Here is a 16,862-nt window from a genome sequence, read left to right as displayed (position 1 = left end):
TTTATAATAAATCTAAATCTATTAACATATTAAATGCTTTTGCATTTCCTTTTTTATGGGCTTTTTTAAGGTAAGTTATTCCTTGTTCCCTTTTATTAATTGAAATATAATAGGCTCCTAAATGTGCATATGCATCATAATTTCCTAAAAAAAATGCTTTTTTTGCGTAGTTAACTAGCTTAGTGTTAATTTTAGTATTTTTCTTTAATAGTTTTTCTAGGTTACTAATACCTTCTTCTCTTTTTAAAAGCAACATGCAAGACTCTACCACATTGCGCTTGCATAAATTATTGTATTTACTTACTGTATTTTTAGTGTATACTAAAAGACTTGTTTTAGAATGAGTTTTTTGCAAATCGTAAAATGAACTTAGTAATTGGGCTCGGGTACTTGCTTTTTTATTATTTTTTCTGTTGTTTTTAACAGTTTTACCACTGCTATTAACCCATAAAACATCTTTTGTCCATTTACCAACTCCTTTAAGAGTTTTGTTATTTACAATTTTAAATATTAAAATTCCTTTATCTGGAAAAACAAACAAGCTATCGTTTCTATGAAAATAATTTGCCTTAATTTTAGTAAATGGCGCTATGGCTACTTTTCCGTTAGCATCAAATGTAAATGATGTATACATTGATTTACCTACTACCTTAAAATTTCCATATAAATTATTATTACAATTTTGAGCCTTTGCAGCTAGTGTAAAAAGTAATAATGTTATTATAATACTGTTTTTCATGCTTCAAATTTACAAAAAAAGAGAAGCCTTTCGACTTCTCTTTGGTAAACTCTACAACTTCTTTAAAAAAGGTCTTGAAGATTTAAGAATTCATATAATTTAAAGAATCCTAAAATATTAATTAGATAATATATTCCCTTCAATAATTTATCTAAATTAAAAGAAATTCTATTATCTATTTTTGAAATATTTTGAATTACTGTTATATTATTAACTATTATAATTGTACTTTTAAAATTCTCTTTATTTCCTATTTTAGTAATTAATTTATCTTTGCTATATATCATTTAACTATTGTTTTAGGCTATCAACAATTTATTTTTTTTGTTAATAACAATTTAACGTAGCTCCCTAGTTGTTTTTAAAAGGGGTATGCTACTTACAATTTATTTTATAAATATTTAACTTGATAGAAAGAGCATTGTTTTGTACTTTTGTAAAACAAATGGAGACGAGGTAATCTCTTCTTCTCTAATTTTGTAATATTATTGGGCGGCAATCCAAAAAATATTTAAAAAAAATCAAGAGGGATATTTAATTATGTTCCTTTTTTTTATGCTTTTTATTTACTACCTCAGCAAATGACTTTAATGATTCATAAAAAAAAGAGAAGTCAAAAGACTTCTCTTTTTTCACTTTTAATCTAATTTATGTCATTACAAACAAGAAAATCTAATTAACAGATTGCTTCACTTTGCTCGCAATGACCTATTATCTTCTAAGACCCACACATTAAACAATCGTCGTCTGGTGCTCCGTTTTTAGAAGCATCAACCATGGCTTTAAATTCTGTAGCACTCATTGGTTTTTCTTCTTCAACTACAGCCTCTTTCTTTTCGATGTTTAAGGTGAATTGCTTTGCGTTTACTGCCGATTTTGTACGTAAATAGTACATTCCTGTTTTTAAACCACTTTTCCAAGCATAAAAATGCATTGAAGTTAGTTTTGCATAATCAGGATCTTTCATAAATAAGTTTAACGACTGAGATTGATCGATAAAATAACCTCTATGGCGCGCCATATCGATAATATCTTTCATACTCATTTCCCAAACTGTTTTGTATAAATCTTTTAAGTCTTGCGGAATAGTAGCAATATGTTGGATAGATCCGTTTGCACGCATAATATCTTCTTTCATATTATTATCCCATAAATTTAACTCTACTAAATCTTCTAATAAGTGCTTGTTTACTACAATAAACTCACCAGATAATACTCTACGAGTATAAATATTAGAAGTATATGGTTCGAAAGCTTCGTTATTTCCTAAAATTTGTGAAGTAGATGCTGTTGGCATTGGCGCCACTAATAACGAGTTACGAACACCGTGTTCCATCACTTTTTTACGCAAAGCATTCCAGTCCCAACGACCACTTAAATCGTCTTCTTTAATTCCCCACATATTGTGCTGAAATTCTCCTTGAGACATTGGCGAACCTTTAAATGTTGAATATGGTTCTTTTGCTTTTGCAATTTCCATAGATGAAGTTACAGATGCAAAATACAAGGTTTCGAATATTTCTTGGTTTAACTTCTTAGCTTCATCAGATGTAAACGGTAAACGCAACATGATAAACGCATCTGCTAATCCTTGAATACCTAATCCTACCGGACGGTGACGAACGTTAGAGTTTTCTGCTTCAATAACCGGATAATAGTTACGATCAATAACGGTATCTAAGTTTCTAATTACTTTTTTAGTTACTTTAAATAGCTTTTTATGATCAAAAAACTTATTTCCGTTTTCATCTTCACCAACAAACATTGGTATTGCTATGGATGCTAAATTACATACTGCTACCTCATCTTTGGCAGTATATTCCATAATTTCAGTACATAAATTTGAAGAACGAATGGTTCCTAAATTTTTCTGATTTGATTTACGGTTAGCAGCATCTTTATACAACATGTACGGTGTACCTGTTTCTATTTGCGACTCTAAGATTTTCTCCCATAAATCACGTGCTTTTATTGTTTTTCTACCTTTACCAGCAGCTTCATAGCTTGTATATAAACGCTCGAACTCTTCTCCATAAGTATCAAATAAATGCGGACATTCATGAGGACACATCAACGTCCAGTCTGCATCTTTTTGTACACGCTCCATAAATAAATCAGAAATCCACATTGCATAAAACAAATCACGCGCTCTCATTTCTTCTTTACCATGATTTTTCTTTAAATCAAGAAAATCATAAATATCAGCATGCCAAGGCTCTAAATACATTGCGAAAGAACCTTTACGTTTTCCTCCTCCTTGATCTACATAACGTGCTGTATCGTTAAATACTTTTAACATTGGTACAATTCCGTTTGATGTACCGTTAGTACCAGCAATATAACTTCCTGTTGCACGAATATTATGTAAAGACAAACCAATACCTCCTGCAGATTGCGAAATCTTAGCAGTTTGTTTTAGTGTATCGTAAATACCTTCTATACTATCATCTTGCATTTGTAATAAAAAACAAGACGACATTTGTGGTTTTGGTGTACCTGCGTTGAATAATGTTGGCGTAGCATGGGTAAAATATTTTTTACTCATTAACTCGTATGTAGCGATTGCTTCGTCAATATCTTCTTTATGTATACCTATAGATACACGCATTAACATGTGCTGCGGACGCTCTACAATATTACCATTAAGCTTTAATAAATAAGAGCGCTCTAAGGTTTTAAATCCAAAATAATCGTAGTTAAAATCACGACTATAAATAATAGTAGAGTCTAATTTATCAGCATTTTTCATGATAATGTCATACACATCATCTGCTAATAAAGGAGATTTTTTTTCTGTACGAGGGTTTACGTATTCGTACAAATCAACCATCGTTTCTGAAAACGACTTTTTAGTGTTTTTATGTAAATTAGATACGGCAATTCTTGCAGCTAATTTTGCATAATCAGGGTGTGCAGTTGTTAATGTTGCAGCAACCTCAGCAGCTAAATTATCTAATTCAGATGTTGTTACACCGTCATATAAACCTTCAATAACACGCATTGCAACTTTTACGGGGTCAACAATCTTGTTTAATCCGTAACACATTTTTCTAACCCTCGCTGTGATCTTATCAAACATCACAAGCTCTCTTTTACCGTCTCTTTTTGCTACATACATATTATTACTCTTGTTTTTAATTTGGTTATAAGAATCACACAGGTTTTACTCTAAGAGCGACTCTTACATGTTAAAATATTTTTGTTTCTTTTTTGAAACTATATTTAGCTTAAACGCCTTCGTGTTTTTAGCTAAACTTTACCGCATGTAGGGGTTAGCAGTAGTGTTATTCTTTTTTTAAAAATCAGCATCGAAACTAATGTCTCCTGTACCACCTGATGATACTCCTGCTTTTTGATATTCTGAAACTCTTTTTTCGAAGAAGTTCGTTTTTCCTTCTAATGAAATCATTTCCATAAAGTCAAACGGGTTTGTAGCTTCATACTCTTTATCACATCCAAACTCTAGTAATAACCTATCGGTTACATACTCTAAGTATTGTGTCATTAACTTAGCATTCATACCAATTAAACTTACCGGTAAAGATTCTGTAATAAATTCTCTTTCGATAGTAAGTGCATCTAAAATAATTTCGCGAATACGATCTTTAGGCACTTTATTTACCATGTGATGGTTGTGTAAATGAACTGCAAAGTCACAGTGCATTCCTTCATCACGAGAAATTAATTCGTTAGAAAATGCCAATCCTGGCAACAAACCTCTTTTCTTTAACCAAAAAATAGAACAAAAAGATCCTGAAAAGAAAATACCTTCAACAGCTGCAAAAGCAATTAATCTTTCTGCAAACGAATCAGACTCTATCCATTTTAATGCCCAATCTGCTTTCTTTTTAATCGCTGGAAAAATTTCTATTGCCTTAAACAATTTATCTTTTTCTGCATCATTCTTTACATACGTATCTATTAATAATGAATACGTTTCAGAATGCACGTTTTCCATCATTATTTGAAAACCATAAAAGAATTTTGCTTCAGAATATTGTACTTCGTTTACGAAGTTTTCTGCTAAATTTTCATTTACAATTCCGTCAGAAGCTGCAAAAAAAGCTAAAACATGCTTAATGAAATAACGTTCATCGTCAGTTAACTTTGTTTCCCAATCGATAACATCTACTGATAAATCGATTTCTTCGGCGGTCCAAAAACAAGCTTGTTGTTTTTTATACCATTCCCATAAATCGTCATGTTGAATTGGAAAAATTACAAATCTATCTTTGTTTTCTTGTAAAATTGGTTCGATGAAAGCCATTATATATTTGTGCTAAATTTTAATGTTATTTTTATTTTCTAGAGGGGTTAACAAAGATTCAAAAAATTACTAAAAACTGAAAGCCTTACTTATTCACAAATCCCTTGAAGTTTTCAACAAATTGAAAAAAAAACACAAAAGAGCGTCATTTCAACAAAAGCACAACTTATTTAAAAACAAGTATTTAAAATTAAAAAACAAGCTTGAGTAGTGATAATCACTGAGTTTCCTATTTTGGTTTTTTTGCATAAAAAAAGTGATGTTTTCACATCACTTTTTCACTTTATTTTTAGACCTATTTCTCTACCTTTAAAACATCTTTTATAATTTCTTCTATTTGTTTTTTTGGTAATGCTCCGTTTGCCATTTGAGGCTGTTCACCTGCTTTGCAAAATAACATTGAAGGAATACTACGAATTCCGAAAGCAGCAGATAATTCTTGTTCTGCTTCTGTATCAATTTTATAAATATCAATTTTACCTTCATACTCTTTACTCAACTCTTCTAAAATCGGAGCCAAAGTTTTACATGGTCCACACCAATCTGCATAAAAATCAATTAATGCTGGTTTATCTCCTTCAAACCTCCACTCTTTATTTTCTTCAAAATTAAATACTTTTTCTAAAAAAGTTGCCTTTGTTAAATTTTCTGTCATGCTGTTTTTATTAATTATTTACTTGAAAATTTTCAAGCTTAAAGGTAGTCGTTTTTATTTCTTAAAGATTACAAGAACACTATTTAGTGTTAAAAACGTCATAAAAAATAGGATTCTCATACTTTTTTCTGCTAACTTTGAAAGAATTAACTAATTTTTAAACCATGAAAAAAATCCTTTTTTCGATTCTTTGTGCGAGTACTATTTTAGTGTCTTGCAAACAAGAAAATCAACCTAAAAATACAATTACTGTGAAGTATCCAGAAACTGCTAAAAAAGCTGTTATAGACACCTTATTCGGAACTGCTGTCACCGATAACTATCGTTGGTTAGAAGATGATAGAAGCAAAGAAACTGAAAATTGGGTTAAAGCTGAGAATGAAGTAACCTTTGATTATTTAAGTAAAATACCATATCGCGAGCAGCTAAAAAATCGTTTATCTGAATTATGGAACTATGAAAAAATAGGGACTCCTTTTAAAGAAGGCGAATACACCTACTTTTATAAAAACAACGGATTACAAAATCAGTATGTTTTATATAGGAAAGACAAAGAAGGTAAAGAAGAAGTTTTCTTAGATCCAAATACGTTCTCTGAAGACGCAACAACATCATTAGGTTCTGTTAGTTTTTCTAAAAACAGCGAAACAGTTGCCTATTCAATTTCTGAAGGAGGTAGCGATTGGCGTAAAATAATCGTTATGAATGCCAAGAGCAAAGAAATTATTGGTGATACTTTAATTGATGTAAAGTTCTCTGGAATTTCTTGGTACAAAAATGAAGGTTTCTATTATTCTAGTTACGATAAGCCAAAAGGAAGTGAATTATCTGCAAAAACAGATCAACATAAATTATACTACCATAAATTAGGAACGGCACAAAAAGAAGATACTGTTGTTTTTGGAGCAACTCCTCAAGAAAAACATCGTTACGTTGGTGGTAGTGTTACTGAAGATAATAATTATCTTGTAATTACAGCAAGCGTATCAACATCAGGAAATAAATTATTTTTTAAAGATCTTTCTAAGCCTAATAGTTCTTTAATAACAATTTTAGATCATACAGATAGTGATACCTACCCGATAGATAATATTGGCTCTAAAATATACTTGGTAACCAACCTTAATGCGCCTAATAAAAAAGTAGTTACTGTAGATATTTCTAATCCAACTACTGAAAATTGGAAAGATTTTATTCCTGAAACAAAGAATGTTTTAAATGCATCAACAGGTGCCGGTTATTTCTTTGCAGAATATATGGTTGATGCGGTTTCTAAAGTAATACAATATGATTATGACGGAAAATTAATTCGTGAAGTAAAATTACCTGGCGTAGGATCTGCCGGTGGTTTTGGCGGAAAAGCAACTGCTAAAGAATTGTATTTTTCATTTACAAACTACAACACACCTAGTTCATCTTATAAATTCGATCCGAAAGAAGGAACGTATGCTGTTTATTGGAAACCTGCAATTTCTTTTAATGGGGATGCTTATGAAAGCAAACAAATATTTTATTCTTCGAAAGACGGAACAAAAGTTCCGATGATTATCACCTATAAAAAGGGATTAGAATTAAATGGTAAAAACCCAACTATTTTATACGGTTATGGCGGATTCAATGTTTCTTTAACACCTTCATTTAGTATTGCAAACGCTGTTTGGATGGAGCAAGGTGGTGTATATGCCGTACCTAATTTACGTGGTGGTGGTGAATACGGTAAAAAATGGCATGATGCCGGAACACAATTAAAAAAGCAAAATGTATTTGACGATTTTATTGCTGCAGCCGAATATTTAATCAACCAAAAATATACCTCATCAGATTTTCTTGCCATTCGTGGCGGATCTAATGGTGGTTTATTAGTGGGAGCAACCATGACACAACGACCGGATTTAATGAAAGTAGCATTGCCAGCAGTTGGAGTTTTAGATATGTTACGCTATCATACATTTACTGCAGGAGCAGGTTGGGCGTACGATTACGGAACCGCAGAGCAAAGCAAAGAGATGTTCGATTATTTAAAAGGCTATTCTCCTGTGCACAATGTTAAAAAAGTTACGTATCCAGCAACCATGGTAACTACTGGTGATCATGATGATCGTGTGGTACCAGCGCATAGCTTTAAGTTTGCTGCCGAGTTACAAGACAAACAACAAGGGGAAAATCCGGTATTAATTCGCATCGAAACAAATGCAGGTCATGGTGCTGGGACACCAGTTGCAAAAACAATAGAACAGTATGCCGATATTTTCGGATTCACCTTATTTAATATGGGGTTTGATCAGTTACCAAATCCACCAAAATCTAAAATTAAGAGTTAAAATTTGTAACAGCTTAAAAATTACAGATACTAATACATAAATCAATCTAAATTAAACACAATGAAAACCATTCACAAAATGCTGTTTACTACTGCAGTCGCTTCCATAGCAATTGCTTCGTGTAAAACAGAAAGTAAGCCTGAAGAAAAAAAATCTCAGGGAATTATTATTGAAAACATGGATACTTCTGTTAAACCAACAGATGATTTCTTTAGATACGTAAACGGAACTTGGATGGATAAAACCGAGATTCCTGCTGACAGAACTTCTTGGGGTGGTTTTGGTGAATTACGTAAAAAAACGGATGCTGATGTATTGGTTATTTTAAATGATGCTATTCAAGAAAGAGATTTTCCGAAGGTAAAAGACGCTGAAGGAAATGAAATAGATTCTGATCAAGAAAAAGCAGTAAACTATTACGAAACTATAATGGATACTGTTGCTAGAAACAAGCAAGGTACCGAGCCAATTAAGCCTTTTTTAGCTAAAATTGAAGAAATTAAAACTAAAAAAGATGTAGAAAACTATATTACAAACATGGCACCTTATGGTGGTGGTGGTTTTTATGGTTTTGGCGTTTATAACGATTTAAAAAACAGTAGCCAATACGCAGGTTATATGGGCGCTGGTGGTTTAGGTTTATCTCGTGATTATTATATGGATGTTAAAGTTGCCGATAAATTAGCTAAATATCAAGAGTTTGTTGCTAAAACATTAATGACTTTTGGTGATGATGAAGCTACTGCTAAAAAGAATGCAGCTACTATTGTTGCTTTCGAAAAAAGTTTAGCAGCACCAATGATGACCAAAGAAGAGCGTAGAGATACACGTAAAATGTATAACCCTATGACGGTTGCCGAATTAACTGAATTAGCTCCTGCAATTGATTGGGCAGCACATTTAGAAGGAATTGGTGTTACTGATCTTGATAAAATAATTGTTACCGATCTTGGATACTTTAAAGCATTAAGCGGAATTTTAGATGCTCGTTCTGTAGAAGATATTAAATTGTTATTCCGTTGGAATACAATTAACAATTCACTTGGTTTATTATCTACCGATTTAGAAACTGCTAATTGGGAGTTTTACAGCAAAGAAATGCGCGGTGCAAAGCAACAACGTCCAAGAAACGAACGTGCTTTAGGTAATTTAAATGGTGCTGTTGGTGAAGCTTTAGGTAAGTTGTATGTTGATAAAATGTTTCCACCAGAAGCAAAAGCAAAAGCGAAAGAAATGATCGACAATGTAATGTTAGGTTTCGAAAAGCGTATTGCTGGTTTAGAGTGGATGAGTGAAGAAACTAAAACTAAAGCATTAGAAAAGTTACATAAGTTAACTGTTAAAATCGCCTATCCTGATGTTTGGAAAGACTATTCTGAATTACAAGTAAAAGGATTAACAGAAGGTGGTTCTTACTTCGAAAACGCTAAAAACGTTACTAAGTGGAATTATAACAAGAACATGGAAAAATTAGGAAAAGCTGTAGACAGAACAGAATGGGGAATGTCTCCTCAAACTGTAAATGCTTACTTTAATCCTGTAAACAACGAAATCGTTTTTCCTGCTGCAATTTTACAACCTCCTTTTTATGATTACAAAGCTGATGAAGCTGTAAATTATGGTGGTATCGGAGCCGTAATTGGTCACGAAATTTCTCATAGTTTCGATGATTCTGGTGCTCGTTTTGATGGCGATGGAAACCTTAAAAACTGGTGGACTGAACAAGATTCTGAAAAATTTGCTGTAATTGGTAAGCAATTGGTAAAACAATATAGCGACATTATTGCTATCGATAGTATGCACTTAAACGGTGAATTTACTTTAGGTGAAAATATTGGTGATTTAGGTGGTGTACAAGCTGCTTACGAAGGTTTACAAATTTTCTTAGAAAAGAACGGAAAACCTGCTGATATTGATGGTTATACTGCAAACCAACGTTTTTTCCTTTCTTGGGGAACAATCTGGAGAACAAAAATGCGTGATGAAGCTTTAAAGAACTTAATTATGACAAACACACACGCTCCAGGTCAATATAGAGCGTATATGCCACTTAAAAACGTTGATGCTTTCTATGAAGCTTTTGATGTTAAAGAAGGTGATAAAATGTATTTAAAACCAGAAGAAAGAGTTAGAATTTGGTAAGATCACAGACCTTTTTGATATGATTCTCTTTATGAAAGTCATAAAATAAAATGATAAAACCGATACAGAAATGTATCGGTTTATTTATTTTTATAAAATGAATTATCTTAAAATAATCACAGCAGTAATATTACTTTTAGCAACATTATTTTTGCTAGTAAGTTGTAACCAAGAGAAGCTAAACAATAAAATGAATTCAAGGAAAATAGTAATTGCACATCGTGGCGCATCCGCATATTTACCAGAACATACTATGGAGGCAAAAGCAATGGCTTATGCTATGAATCCTGATTATATTGAGCAAGATTTAGTGTTAAGCAAAGACAATGTTCCTGTAGTAATTCATGATATTTACCTAGATGATGTTACCAATGTTACTGAGGTTTTTCCTGATAAAAAAAGAAAAGACAATCGTTATTATGTAATTGATTTTACATTTGATGAGTTGCAGCTGTTACAAGTTACAGAACGTTTTAACCCAAAAACAGGAAAACAGTTTTATCCAACGCGTTTTCCCAAAAATAAAGGAAATTTTAAATTACATTCTTTTGAGCAAGAGATAGAATTGATTCAGGGATTAAATTATAGTACAGGGAAAAATATCGGAATTTATCCAGAAATTAAAAATCCGGAATTTCATTATGAAAACGGAAAAGACATTGCTAAAATTACCCTAGATATTCTTTCAGATTACGGATATAAAACAAAAAACGACAACTGTATTTTTCAATGTTTTGACGCCAAAGAATTAGAAAGAGTTAGAACAGAATTAAAATCTGATTTATTTTTAGTGCAATTGATGGAGTTTCCTGAGGAAACAAAAAAACTACAACATTTTGCAACATATGCAGACGGAATTGGACCTTGGTACAAGCAAATTATTGATAAAAAAGAAAACGGAAAATGGTTGTTTACTTCTTTCGTTTCAGATGCTCATAAACTCGGATTAAAAGTACATCCATATACTTTTAGAGCCGATCAATTAGGCGAGTTTTCTTCTTTTAATGAGATGCTACAAGTGTTATTTTTTGAAGCAAATATTGACGGTGGTTTTACCGATTTCCCCGATAAAATAGTTGAATTTTTAGCTAAGAAGTAACTTCAATCAGTTTTGATCGATAAGCAGATAGTAATTTAGATTTAGAGATAAAGCCAAGGTATTTTCCGTTTTTGATAACAGGTAAATTCCAAACACCACTTTCTTTAAATTTCTGCATTACTTTTTCAACAGAATCCGTGTGCTGAATAATCGATGGCGCACTTCTCATAAAAGTTTCTACAGTAACTTTATCGTACATTTCGGTATCAAACATAATGGGCCTAATATCATCTAACAAAACAATTCCTAAAAACTGTTTGTCCTTTTCAGTTACAGGGAAAATATTTCTGTTAGAATTAGAAACCGCTTTTTTAAGCATGTCACCTAAAAGCATTTCTGGATGAACAGCTTTAAAATTTGTTTCTATCAATTTGTTAATCTTCATCATCATTAGCACATTTTTATCTTTGTTATGTGTAATGAGTTCGCCTCGTTCAGCTAATTCTACCGTGTAAATAGAGTTGGATATAAAGTATTTTGTAACCGCAAAAGAAATTGCGGCAACCAACATTAAAGGAACAAATAGATTATAACCACCAGTAATTTCTGCAATTAAAAAAATAGCGGTTAAAGGGGCATGTAATACGCCTGCCATTAAACCAGTCATACCTATTAAAGTAAAGTTAGATTCTGATACATTACCGCCTAATTGATTAATCATTTTTGCAGATACATTCCCTAAAGCACTTCCCATAACTAAGGTAGGAATAAAGATTCCGCCAACACCACCAGCAGCAAATGTCGTAGTCATGGCTATGGCTTTAAATAGCGTAATTAGTAATAAGAAACCGATAACAATCCAAACATTTTCGAAATCTACATTATACGGAATGTCTTTTAAGGCAGCCAAAGCGTTTCCTTCTAATAAATTATTAATTAATCCGTAACCTTCACCATATAAAGGCGGAATTAAATACAACATTACTCCAATTGCAATTCCGCCAATAATAAATTTATGGATTGGTTTTTTAATCCGTTTAAAGAAATTGGTAATACTAAAATAAATTTTCGAAAAATACACAGAAGCTAATCCGGTAACAAAACCCAACAACACATAATAAAAAATATCTTTTATTTTAAAAGCATCTATCAATTTGAAACCTAATAAAGCATCTTTTTCAAAAAAGAAATAAGAAGTTATAACAGCAGAAACTGACGCCAATAATAAAGGAACCAATGAGGCAAAAGCTAAATCTAAACTAAAAATTTCGATAGCAAATATTATCGCAGCAACAGGCGCTTTAAACATAGATGACATTGCACCGGCCGTTGCACAACCAATTAAAAGCATTCTTGTTTTTTGATTCATATGAAACAACTGAGAAACCGTTGATCCTAATGCGGCACCAGTACTTACAGCCGGACCTTGTAAACCAACAGAACCACCAAAACCAACAGTAATTGGTGCGGTAATTAGAGAGGCATAAATTTTATATCTCTCTATGATTCCGCTACGTTTAGAAATAGCATGAAGTGTTGTAGAGATACCATGACCAATCTCTTTTTTAATGAATCTTTTTTTAATGTAATACACTAAAGCGAGCCCTATAATTGGAAAAATAAAATAAAGAGAATGATGAATATCCTTAATAAACTTACCTTCTAAAATAGTTTGAAAAAAAGAAGTCATATTCTTTAGAATAAGCGTTCCAATTCCGGCTAAAAAACCCACAAAAACACTTAATACATATACAAATTGTCGTTCAGAAATATTTTTATATCTCCAAATTAATATTTTTTTGAATATGTTTCTAGATTTTGGCATTCATCAATTATAATAAGAGCTTTGTATTAAATTACGACTTTTCTTGAGTGCTGATATCTTTTATCAAACCAAAGGCAAAATAAACAACTAAGAATCCACCAAAAACAATACAAAGCCACATAAAAATTTTAGTTTCCCAAAAAGGAGTGGTTTTTATTTTTATTGCTTCTTGTTTAACTTTCGAGAAGTTTAAAACGCTTACTTCTTTTAAGGCAATTGTTTTGTTAGATATAAAATTACCTAGGTCGTACGAAGGTTTAATAAGTATAGTATCAATTACTATGGTGTATTTTTCTTGCTGCTTTAAATTAGCGATTACGTATACTGGTTTTTGTAATAATTGTACGTTTTCTATCGCCAAAGGCGGATTGTCTTTGTTTTCGATTTCGATACTAAATTCTTTTTCATTTAAATTGTTAAGAACAAACGTATTTTTGTTTTTAGAGTTCAATTGAAATCTAGCAATTACCTGATCATAAGTTTCAAAACGTTTTTTAATTTTACGAGTTCTCTTTACGATAACCTTTGCGTTGCGCAGAAAAAAATCAGTAGTAATATTAAACGAAATAGTATTTATTTTATGCGCATTTTCTGACGAAAATTTAAGTTGAGTTACCTTTTTATCTTTTAAAGTAACCGTTTTTTGTTTGTAGTTAAAAACCTCTAAAGGTGCTTGTGTAAAAAACTTACTTTCATAAACACCAGCTTCTAAAATATTGATAGGTAATGAGTTTTTATCGTTAAAGTTAATACGTAAAAAAGCATAGGTGTTTAGCGGGAAATCTATCGTTTTTTCTAAAAACACTTTTCCGGATGTCGTTTTACTAGGAATATTTATATACGATAGTTTTTTGTCTGAAACCAAACCAAACCAATCTTTGCCGTTATCACTACCATACACATTATAGCTTTTTCTGATTTTAGTATTTGCTATTTTGAATATAATATAATCTTGCTTTTTACCACTTTCATTTTTTATAATAATAGAAGTAACAGAATCTTTAATTACTTTTTTAGAAGCTATTTTAATCGTTTTAAAAGCAGAAAAATTCCTGTCGTTATTATAAATTAAAACATACGGAACCTCATTTTTTTCAGCATCTTTAATTCGTAAAAAATTAAAATTATCATTACTTGAAGCACGTATCTTTTGAGATAGCATTATCTTATGTAAACCATCTTCTTTAATTGTATCTAAAGATCCTTTGTAGCTTTGGCTAAAACCAGTAATTGCAATAAATAAGGCTGCTAATAAACTATATTTTTTCATTGTTGTCTTCTTTTTCTGAGGTTTCATCAACTACTAATTTTTTAATTTTTTGATACACAAAAGAAATCACTAGTATTAAAATTCCTAATAAAATAAAAGCAATTATTTTTCCGGTTTCTGATACGTTTTTAATATCGTACATAAACAATTTAACAATCGTTAAACCCAATAACGAAAGTGCAATTACTCGCAATGTTTTCCATTGTCTTCGTATTCCTATAATTAAAAATATAAAAGAGAAAACACCCCAGAGTATCGGATATCCTATTTTTATAATTTGTGCTTTAGTTTCTTGTACTTGGGTGTTTACAAAATTGCTTTTTAAATATTGATTATCTTCAGTATTGGGAAATTTTTCGGCTAACTCAACTGTATCAATCGTATTAGAAATATATAAACCGTGGGTCATTATTTCATTACTTAACACATAAACAATCGCAAAAGTAAATAACCATGGTAACCATTTACTTTTCGTTGCATTAATATTAAAAAGAAATGGTGTTTTTTTAAATAGTTGATATCCGAAATAAACCAAACACGCTAAAACAATATAATGAAAGTAAAAAGCATATTTAGTATTGGTGTTACCTATAAAATTTTGAGCCATTTCGTTTGCCGAAAACTTATAAAATGAAAGAATATAAAATAAGATAGAAAAACTACTTATTAATAATACGAACTTCGAAAATACTTTGTTTTTGAACATTGCCGTTAAGTATAATAAGACAGCCACAAAAACAAAATGATAAACTAGTGGGAAAGATAACACTGAAAAAGTGTTTTCTAAAAATTGATCTGCTTGATAAAAGACTTCTAAAATCCCAGTAAAATAACTTACAAGAATGGCAAGTATTAAAACCAATTTTTTGTAAAAATTAATATTCAGTACAAAAACTTTAGCAACAACTTCCTTTTCTTTTTGTAATAACCAATACGTTAAAAACAACGAAACACTTACCGTAAAACCAGCAATAAATAACGGATTAAAGACCACTGATAATTCTTCGGATGAACCATAACGATCCCAATCTATTAATAAACTAAAAAGCGTTAGCGTTTGTACAATTACGGCACCTATTTTAAAAGAATTAATTTTCGATTTTTGAGACAACCAAAATAACAACACCGCTTCTGCAGCCCAAAATAAGGTAATATGATTTCCTTCAAATTGAATTGGTATTGTAAGTGTAACAAAAGTAAGCGCTAAGCCAATTAAGAGATATATTGCGTTTTTATCTAATCCGAATTTTTTATATAAAACTGTGGCATAGCCTAAATTATAAACCGCTAATAACAATGTAAATAATCCAGTAAGATTAGAGTCTAAATCATTTAGTATTAACATTCCCGTTCCGAAAAATACAAACGTATTCGCAACCAAAATAAGATATTCTATAGCAGAGAAAACGCCTTTATTTTTAAGGTTGTTTAAAACAATGGTAATACTAAATATAAAATAAAAAATAGTTGCAAAATTTAAAGCACCTGTATGTGAAAATGATGGTTCTCCTATTTTTAAGGCGCACCAGCTAGTAAATAATATGGTAGTAAAAATGTAGGCTAAAATGGTAGAAACTTTCCATTTTTTAAAATAAGAAATCCCTAATATACCAATGTTTAAAATGGCAATATAAGTGAACAATATAATGTAATTACCTTCACCAGTACTCACCATAAAAGGTGCCGCAAATCCACCAATTAATGATAAAACAGCTAGTTCTTGACGGTTGTAAGAAACAGAAACTAAACTACTAAAGGCAGTAATCACTGCCATTATACTAAAAGCAACGGTTTGACTAAATAGTTGGTATTCGTTAAACGCAATATAAATAATAAAATAAAAGATACTAATTGCTCCGGCTACTAAAACCGAGCTAAAAGAGGCGTAATTTTTCTTTAGTTTATGAGCAATAGCCATAACAAGCGAACCGCATAAAATACCAATACCAACTCTTGCCGGTTCGTTTATCCAATCTTTATCAATAGCATATTTAACGAAGAAACTAATTCCCAATACTAAAATTAAGATTCCGAGTTTATTAATTAAGTTTTCACCTATAAACTTTTCTAAATCAGGATTTTTCTCCTTAAATGATTTTAACCAAGATTTTTTTGGAACTGTTTTAATTTTCTGCTTTACAACTTGTTTTTGAGTTATTGTTGATGCTGTTTTTTTTGAAGTATCAACAACAGGAACTGGTTGTATTGTTTTTTCGATGCTTTTTTCAGGGACAATAGTAGTAGCTTTTACTACTTTAATAGGTTCATTCTTTACAGGTTCTTTGGCTACAACAACTGTTTCTTTTGTTTCGGAAGCTGTTCTTTTTGAAAGAATTTCATTTTGAAGAAAACGAAGTCGGTTTTTTAAATCTTCAATAGTTAGGTTTTGTTCTTTAAACTTGCTGTTTATATTTCTGTTAAGAAAATAGAAACATAAAATGAGTGTTATAAATAAAAAACCTTCCATAGAATCTCTTTTTGAATTTCAATATCAAATGTAAACTTTTAAAATGATACCGATTGTTGTAATAATTAAAATGAAAAAGTAACTTTAATACATAGAACTTCTATTGGAAATTAATCATTAAAAATATTCAGTTTATA

At 31.0% G+C, this 16,862-nt stretch carries 11 protein-coding genes; 3 read left to right on the top strand and 8 right to left on the bottom strand.

The genetic code is table 11. From position 1 onward, the window contains the following. Position 1 precedes the first annotated feature (1 nt). The 5 genes from H0I30_RS10910 to trxA form a co-directional block, all read right to left on the bottom strand. Positions 2–739, bottom strand: coding sequence for a hypothetical protein (locus H0I30_RS10910; RefSeq protein WP_218771893.1), 738 nt, complete (start codon positions 737–739; stop codon positions 2–4). Positions 740–801: 62 nt separating this feature from the next. Further along, positions 802–1,026, bottom strand: coding sequence for a hypothetical protein (locus H0I30_RS10905; RefSeq protein ID WP_218771892.1), 225 nt, complete (start codon positions 1,024–1,026; stop codon positions 802–804). A gap of 431 nt (positions 1,027–1,457) precedes the next feature. Then, the gene (locus H0I30_RS10900) at positions 1,458–3,857 is read right to left on the bottom strand and encodes a ribonucleoside-diphosphate reductase subunit alpha (protein ID WP_218771891.1); all 2,400 of its coding nucleotides are present in this window, start codon (positions 3,855–3,857) and stop codon (positions 1,458–1,460) included. A gap of 177 nt (positions 3,858–4,034) precedes the next feature. Next, complete coding sequence (locus tag H0I30_RS10895; RefSeq protein ID WP_218771890.1) at positions 4,035–5,006, bottom strand: ribonucleotide-diphosphate reductase subunit beta; 972 nt, start codon at positions 5,004–5,006, stop codon at positions 4,035–4,037. A gap of 295 nt (positions 5,007–5,301) precedes the next feature. Then, the gene (gene trxA, locus H0I30_RS10890) at positions 5,302–5,661 is read right to left on the bottom strand and encodes a thioredoxin (protein WP_218771889.1); all 360 of its coding nucleotides are present in this window, start codon (positions 5,659–5,661) and stop codon (positions 5,302–5,304) included. A 164-nt stretch (positions 5,662–5,825) separates the two neighbouring features. On the opposite strand from trxA, the gene H0I30_RS10885 reads away from it, so the two are divergent. The 3 genes from H0I30_RS10885 to glpQ all read left to right on the top strand — a co-directional run bounded on the left by H0I30_RS10885 (position 5,826) and on the right by glpQ (position 11,223). After that, positions 5,826–7,982 (top strand): prolyl oligopeptidase family protein, encoded by a 2,157-nt coding sequence (locus H0I30_RS10885; RefSeq protein ID WP_218771888.1) that lies wholly within the window; start codon positions 5,826–5,828, stop codon positions 7,980–7,982. Between the two features lie 60 nt (positions 7,983–8,042). After that, positions 8,043–10,124 (top strand): M13 family metallopeptidase, encoded by a 2,082-nt coding sequence (locus H0I30_RS10880; RefSeq protein ID WP_218771887.1) that lies wholly within the window; start codon positions 8,043–8,045, stop codon positions 10,122–10,124. Between the two features lie 70 nt (positions 10,125–10,194). Next, positions 10,195–11,223 (top strand): glycerophosphodiester phosphodiesterase, encoded by a 1,029-nt coding sequence (gene glpQ / locus H0I30_RS10875; RefSeq protein ID WP_338056310.1) that lies wholly within the window; start codon positions 10,195–10,197, stop codon positions 11,221–11,223. Here glpQ and H0I30_RS10870 read toward each other — a convergent pair. From H0I30_RS10870 to H0I30_RS10860, 3 genes are read right to left on the bottom strand one after another with little or no spacing between them, the layout of a single operon-like run. Next, positions 11,213–12,988 (bottom strand): chloride channel protein, encoded by a 1,776-nt coding sequence (locus H0I30_RS10870; protein WP_218771885.1) that lies wholly within the window; start codon positions 12,986–12,988, stop codon positions 11,213–11,215. The two genes, glpQ and H0I30_RS10870, sit on opposite strands and share 11 nt — an antisense overlap. A 31-nt stretch (positions 12,989–13,019) precedes the next feature. After that, positions 13,020–14,258: a hypothetical protein gene (locus tag H0I30_RS10865; RefSeq protein WP_218771884.1), complete on the bottom strand. Its 1,239-nt coding sequence runs from the start codon at positions 14,256–14,258 to the stop codon at positions 13,020–13,022. Continuing rightward, complete coding sequence (locus H0I30_RS10860) at positions 14,245–16,725, bottom strand: DUF2339 domain-containing protein (protein WP_218771883.1); 2,481 nt, start codon at positions 16,723–16,725, stop codon at positions 14,245–14,247. The genes H0I30_RS10865 and H0I30_RS10860 overlap by 14 nt, the downstream gene beginning before the upstream one ends. Positions 16,726–16,862: the final 137 nt, after the last annotated feature.

The organism is Tenacibaculum sp. AHE14PA (genome assembly GCF_019278465.1).
Classification (GTDB): domain Bacteria; phylum Bacteroidota; class Bacteroidia; order Flavobacteriales; family Flavobacteriaceae; genus Polaribacter; species Polaribacter bernardetii.
This window is presented reverse-complemented; position numbering and strand designations above follow the sequence as displayed.